Genomic DNA, 6,234 nt, shown 5'->3' with positions numbered 1-6,234 from the left:
TGCTCGGATGGTGAAATTGGTAGACACGCTGGACTTAAAATCCAGTGAACAGCAATGTTCGTGCGGGTTCAAGTCCCGCTCTGAGTACTAAAAAACTTCAGTTGGCTAACGCTAACTGAAGTTTTTTTATTTTTAAGTCTTTTTTTTAATGTTAAAGTGTTAATCCTAAAATCGATTAAGTTTAAAATTTGTAGATCATTAAAAAACGTTTGATAATCTGAACAAGGAAAAATCAATTTATCGTACCCTATAAATTGTGCCCTAAAAATTTAATATATGGATATAGCTGAAATAAAAAATGAATTCTAGTATTGATAATAAAATAACCAAAAAGCAGCTAAATATTTTGCTGCTTCTTGGTTGTTTAGTATTTTTTAATAATTATTTGGATCTTAGTAAATTCAATTCTATCATGCATTTCTTCATCATTTGATACGTTCTTTCAATATCATTATCTAAACCGATTGAGAACCGAATCAAGCCATCAGTCAATCCCATTTCTATTTGTTCTTCCATAGGAATCTCACTGGATGTTGAAGTTCCGGGAGCGCTAAATAAGGTTTTATAGAATCCTAAACTCACGGCAAGATAGCCAAGATTTTTGGCTTGCATCAATTCCATTAACGCATTGGCTTTCTCCAAAGTTCCTACATCCAACGTCATCATTCCGCCAAAACCATATTCATGATTGATCATTCCTGAATATAATTCATGGCTTGGGTGACTTTTCAAACCCGGATAAACCGTTTTCAGTCCGTCTTTTTCAAAACGTTCTGCAAGATACATCGCATTATGGCTGTGTTGTTTCATTCGGATATGTAATGTGCGTAAGTTTTTCATCACACTTGCTGAACGCAAACTGTCCATTGTTGGGCCCAATAACATACTAGCACCGCTATTCACATTTTTTAAACTGTCGATAAATTCTTGTGATGCACAAGTCACACCACCCACAGTATCGCTACTTCCGTTGATGTATTTTGTCAAACTGTGAATCACAATATCAGCACCTAATTTTGCAGGAGAAACGGATAATGGCGAAAAAGTATTATCGACAACCAATTTCAAATTGTGTTTTTTAGCAATTTTTGCCAAGCCTTCAATATCAGCCACTTCTAATAAAGGATTACTCACCGTTTCACAGTACAAAACTTTAGTTTCTGGAGTAATAGCTGCTTCTACAACATCGAGTTTTGTGATGTCAACAAAGGTGGTTTTGATACCAAATCTCGGAGTAAAATTCTTCAAGAAAGCATAGGTTCCGCCATAAATTGTTCTGCTCGAAACGATGTGGTCGCCCGAACCGCATAATTGCAATAGAGTAGGAGTAATTGCTCCCATTCCTGAAGCCGAAACATTAGCCGTTTCTGTTCCTTCCATTGCTGCCAAGGCTTTGTCTAAATATAAATTACTCGGTGAAGAGTGACGGGAGTACAAATAGCATCCTTCCATATTGCCTTCAAAAGTATCGAACATCGTTTTCGCCGATAAAAAAGTATAGGTTGAGGAGTCTGAAATCGATGGATTTACACCACCAAATTCACCAAAGTACTGTAAATCCTGAATGTTGTCTGCGGGATTAAAATTTTTCATAGTTGTTTTTTTTGTTATTTGAAGCTATTCCTGCTATTCGCTTTATCTTTTACTTTTTAAAGAAAAAAGTAAAAGGATGCTGCTGCTATCAGGGCTAGGGGATTCGGTCTTGATTAAATCTATTCAAAATAACAGTGTTATAGATTAATAATCAATACTATTGTTTATTATTAGATTTTAAAACTATAAAAGATAAAAAATGTAATTTAATTTTCTAAATTAGCTTCCTAAATAGGATTTATATAGATTTTATTTCAATTCAAATTCTCAATAAAAATGACATTAGACTTAGTAGATAAAAAGTTGCTTTTTTTATTACAAAAAGACTGTAAAAAAACAACCAAGGAATTGTCCTTAAAACTTAATCTTTCAGTTACTGCCGTTTACGAGCGCATTAAAAAACTGGAAAGAGAAGGTATTATCGATAAATATGTTGTGTTAGTGAATCGTTCAAAAGTCGAAAAAGGTTTTGTTGTTTTTTGTCACCTTAAACTGATTCAGCATACGAAAGAGTTTATCGCTAAATTCGAAAACGAAGTGATACAACTTAAGGAAGTAATTGAATGCCATCATGTAAGTGGAGATTATGATTATATCTTGAAAATAGTAGTAAAAGACATGGAAGCCTATCGAGAATTTTTGGTTACAAAACTCACAACATTGGAGCATATAGGCAGTACTCATAGTACATTCATGATTAGTGAAGTAAAAAACACGACCATTGTTGATATTTAGAATAAACATGGATTTAAAGTGGTATTCAATGGTAAGTAAATGTTAATTACTAAAAATTCGTAACAAAAAACCTTCTGAATTAAACTTTAAACAAAACTTAATTCCTTAATTTTGTGCAACATTTTATAAAAACACCATAAAAAAATATACTATGAGTTCATTTGACGTAGTCATTATAGGTTCTGGACCAGGCGGATATGTATCAGCAATTCGTTGTGCACAATTGGGTTTCAAAACAGCAATTATAGAAAAATATTCCACTCTTGGAGGAACTTGCTTGAATGTAGGTTGTATTCCTTCAAAAGCATTGCTTGCTTCTTCTCATCATTACAGTGAAATTGCTCATTTTGCAGATCACGGTATTGAACTTTCTGGAGAAGTAAAGGTAAACCTTGAAAAAATGATTGCACGCAAACAAGCTGTTGTCGATCAAACCTCCGGTGGTGTGAAATTTTTAATGGACAAAAATAAAATTACAGTTCTGGAAGGATTGGGTTCATTTGTGGATTCTACGCATGTTGCTGTTGCAAAAGCAGATGGAACTTCTGAAACTATCGAAGCTAAAAACATCATAATTGCAACAGGTTCAAAACCATCTTCTTTGCCATTTATCAAAATCGATAAAGAAAGAATTATTACTTCTACAGAAGCTTTGAAACTTAAAGAAGTGCCAAAGCATTTGGTAATTATTGGTGGTGGAGTTATCGGAATCGAATTAGGTCAAGTGTATTTACGATTGGGAGCACAAGTTTCTGTTGTAGAATATTTAGACAGAATCATTCCTGGAATGGACGCTTCATTGTCTAAAGAATTGACTAAGGTATTGAAAAAACAAGGCATGAAATTCTACGTTTCGCACAAAGTGAAATCAGTGGAAAGAAATGGTGAAGGAGTTGTAGTGCAAGCTGAAAATGCAAAAGGAGAAACCATTACGCTGGAAGGAGATTATTCATTAGTTTCTGTAGGACGTCGTCCATACACTGATGGATTAAATGCTGATAAAGCAGGAGTGAAAATCTCAGATAGAGGAATGGTTGAAGTAAACGATCATTTGCAAACTAATATTCCAAATATTTATGCAATTGGAGATGTAGTTCGTGGAGCAATGTTAGCGCACAAAGCTGAAGAAGAAGGAGCTATGGTTGCCGAAATATTAGCAGGTCAAAAACCGCATATTGATTATAACTTGATTCCTGGAGTTGTGTACACTTGGCCAGAAGTGGCTGCTGTTGGACAAACGGAAGAGCAATTGAAAGCAGCTGGTGTTGATTATAAATCAGGAAGTTTTCCTTTCAAAGCTTTAGGTCGTGCTCGTGCAGGTGGAGATTTAGACGGATTTGTAAAAATTCTTGCTGATGCAAAAACGGATGAAGTTTTAGGCGTTCACATGATTGGTGCTCGTTGTGCGGATTTAATTGCTGAAGCAGTTACTGCAATGGAATTTAAAGCATCTGCTGAAGATATTTCTAGAATGTCTCATGCGCATCCAACTTTTGCGGAAGCAATAAAAGAAGCAGCTTTAGCAGCAACTGATAATAGAGCTTTACATGTGTAATTAGTTAATTACATTTTCTATACAATAAAGAAACCCGTTCAATCTAAATTGAGCGGGTTTCTTAGTTTGTAGTATTTTTTTTTAGCCTTTTGCTATAAACAGACCTTTATAATTTTCCCAATGGCTGTAAATTAAAAACAGATTACCTAAAAAGAGAAATACTGCAATGGGTATTCCCTGAGGGGACAAGAAAAAATTAATAAATAATATGTTTAAGGTGATTGGTAGGATTAATAGATTCGCTAATGTAACATAGCGTCCCGTAAGAAACGATAATCCACAAAGGAATTCTATTGATTTTGCTAGAGGCAAGATGTAAGTAGATGCGACTAAACCTATATTGAAAGCTTTGAAGTTTCCTGTAACTTCAGGTTCTGGTGCTAGTTTTAGAAAAAAGCTAACAGAAGCATAAAGTAATATAAGCCCAATTAAAGTACGGATAATAATAATTGCAATTTTCATAGTATATGGTTTTTTAGAGGTTACACATTTGAGAATTATTATTTGGGAATAGTACTTTCATCCATATAGAAAACTTCCCATTGATGACCGTCTAAATCGGCAAAACTATGTCCATACATCCATCCATGATCTTGCGGCTCCATATAAATTGAACCACCGGCATCTACTGCGGTTTTTACCATTTCATCTACTTTTTCTCTACTATCAACATCAATTGCAATTAATACCTCGGTATTTTTATGGGCGTTGCAAATTTCTTTTTTGGTGAAGTCTTTAAATCGTTGCTCAGTAACTAGCATCACAAAAATATTTTCTCCAATAATCATGCAAGTGGCATGTTCATCTGTAAATTGTGGATTGAAGGAAAATCCAAGTGTAGTAAAAAAATCAATCGATTTTTTAAGGCCTTTAACAGCTAAATTGAGGAAAATTTTGGAAGCCATAACGGGAAAGATTTAATGATTTGAAAAATCTAAAACGGATTACGCACTATCAAATTTACAAAAAAAATAAGCTAATTTTAGTAAAATCAGTTATTGAAGGTTTATTTTTTGTTGTAATTTTGAATTTTAAATACCAATACTTTTTGAGAACTTCTATTTACAAGTCTATTTCTGATCCAAAACTGTTTAAAGAACAGCTTTTATTTTGGTCTCAACAGTTTCGAGAAATCATTTATTTGGACAGCAATGATTATCCACAAAATTATTCCAGTTATGATTGTGTTCTTGCCGTTGATGCATTTACTTCAATAAAAACAGATTATCAGAATGCTTTTGAGGATTTAAAACAATATCAGCAAAGTACCAAAGATTGGCTTTTTGGATATTTATCCTATGATTTAAAAAATGATATTGAGCAGTTACAATCTCAGAATTTTGATGGGCTGGATTTTCCGGATTTGTATTTCTTTCAGCCTAAAAAGTTATTTTTATTGAAAGGAAATCAACTTGAAATTCAATATCTCAATATGTGTGACGATGAAGTGGAGTTAGATTTTGAAGAAATTGTCGAAATTCGAAAGTCAAGAGTCGAAATAGAAGCATTAGTAAATATTCAACAACGGATTACGAAAGAGAGTTATCTTGAAAAGGTTTCTAAAGTCTTGGAACACATTCATCAAGGCGATATTTATGAAGCTAATTTTTGTATGGAATTTTTTGCTGAAAACGCAACGATTAATCCTGTAGAAAAATTTATCAAACTCAACGAAATTTCTCAACCTCCGTTCGCCGTTTTTTTTAAAAATAATAAACACTTTTTACTTTCGGCGACACCTGAACGTTATTTAAGGAAAGAAGGAGAACGTATTATTTCGCAACCGATTAAAGGAACCGCAAAACGATTTTTAGATGCAAATGTAGATGAAAAATCGAAAATGCAATTGGCTTTAGACCCAAAAGAACGAGCCGAAAATGTTATGATAACGGATTTAGTGCGGAATGATTTGTCTCGAACGGCACAAAAAGGATCAGTTGAAGTACAAGAGTTATGTAAAATTTACTCTTTTTTGCAAGTACATCAAATGATTTCTACTGTAACGTCAAAATTAGATGCGCAATATTCGGTTGTTGATGTCTTAAAAACCACTTTCCCGATGGGAAGTATGACTGGAGCACCAAAAATTTCGGTGATGAAAATCATTGAGCAGTTGGAAGAAACAAAACGCGGGTTGTATAGCGGTGCCGTTGGTTATTTTACACCAAACGGTGATTTTGATTTCAATGTTGTTATCCGAAGCATTTTATACAATCAAGAAAAACAATACGTTTCTTTTTCAGTTGGAAGCGCCATCACTTCGCAATCCATTCCTGAAAAGGAATATGAGGAATGTTTGCTTAAAGCAAAAGCGATGCGAGAAGTTTTAAGTTAAATCCAAACGAATTAAT

The 6,234-nt window shown here is 33.8% G+C and carries 6 protein-coding genes and 1 tRNA gene; 4 read left to right on the top strand and 3 right to left on the bottom strand.

Translation table 11 applies throughout. From position 1 onward, the window contains the following. Nucleotide 1 precedes the first annotated feature (1 nt). Nucleotides 2-87, top strand: a tRNA-Leu gene (locus tag IWX80_RS16410). Nucleotides 88-381: 294 nt separating this feature from the next. Here the strand turns inward: IWX80_RS16410 and IWX80_RS16405 are convergent. Then, nucleotides 382-1,593, bottom strand: coding sequence for an aminotransferase class I/II-fold pyridoxal phosphate-dependent enzyme (locus tag IWX80_RS16405; protein ID WP_196854396.1), 1,212 nt, complete (start codon nt 1,591-1,593; stop codon nt 382-384). Between the two features lie 276 nt (nt 1,594-1,869). Between IWX80_RS16405 and IWX80_RS16400 the strand changes: the two genes are divergently transcribed. Together IWX80_RS16400 and lpdA are read left to right on the top strand one after the other, a co-directional pair. Then, complete coding sequence (locus IWX80_RS16400; RefSeq protein WP_113634615.1) at nt 1,870-2,328, top strand: Lrp/AsnC family transcriptional regulator; 459 nt, start codon at nt 1,870-1,872, stop codon at nt 2,326-2,328. Between the two features lie 151 nt (nt 2,329-2,479). Beyond that, on the top strand, nt 2,480-3,883 hold the full coding sequence (gene lpdA / locus IWX80_RS16395) for a dihydrolipoyl dehydrogenase (RefSeq protein WP_196854395.1): 1,404 nt from the start codon (nt 2,480-2,482) through the stop codon (nt 3,881-3,883). Between the two features lie 81 nt (nt 3,884-3,964). On the opposite strand, the gene IWX80_RS16390 is transcribed toward lpdA, so the two are convergent. Both IWX80_RS16390 and IWX80_RS16385 read right to left on the bottom strand, forming a co-directional pair. Then, nucleotides 3,965-4,345 (bottom strand): DoxX family protein, encoded by a 381-nt coding sequence (locus tag IWX80_RS16390; protein WP_196854394.1) that lies wholly within the window; start codon nt 4,343-4,345, stop codon nt 3,965-3,967. Between the two features lie 38 nt (nt 4,346-4,383). Then, nucleotides 4,384-4,788, bottom strand: a complete 405-nt coding sequence (locus IWX80_RS16385) for a VOC family protein (protein WP_196854393.1) — start codon at nt 4,786-4,788, stop codon at nt 4,384-4,386. A gap of 143 nt (nt 4,789-4,931) precedes the next feature. Between IWX80_RS16385 and IWX80_RS16380 the strand changes: the two genes are divergently transcribed. Then, entirely contained in the window at nt 4,932-6,218 is a 1,287-nt protein-coding gene (locus tag IWX80_RS16380) for an anthranilate synthase component I family protein (RefSeq protein ID WP_196854392.1), read from the top strand. Nucleotides 6,219-6,234: the final 16 nt, after the last annotated feature.

The sequence above is a fragment of the Flavobacterium sp. CAN_S2 genome (genome assembly GCF_015752255.1).
Classification (GTDB): Bacteria; Bacteroidota; Bacteroidia; order Flavobacteriales; family Flavobacteriaceae; genus Flavobacterium.
The sequence above is the reverse complement of the archived record's forward strand: the minus strand, read 5'-3'. Positions and strand labels throughout refer to the sequence as shown.

Excerpts from the sequence above, each read along its gene's own strand:
- IWX80_RS16400 (WP_113634615.1), top strand. The coding sequence starts at position 1,870 with ATGACATTAGACTTAGTAGATAAAAAGTTGCTTTTTTTATTACAAAAA.
- lpdA (WP_196854395.1), top strand. The coding sequence starts at position 2,480 with ATGAGTTCATTTGACGTAGTCATTATAGGTTCTGGACCAGGCGGATAT.
- IWX80_RS16385 (WP_196854393.1), bottom strand. The coding sequence starts at position 4,788 with ATGGCTTCCAAAATTTTCCTCAATTTAGCTGTTAAAGGCCTTAAAAAA.
- IWX80_RS16405 (WP_196854396.1), bottom strand. The coding sequence starts at position 1,593 with ATGAAAAATTTTAATCCCGCAGACAACATTCAGGATTTACAGTACTTT.
- IWX80_RS16390 (WP_196854394.1), bottom strand. The coding sequence starts at position 4,345 with ATGAAAATTGCAATTATTATTATCCGTACTTTAATTGGGCTTATATTA.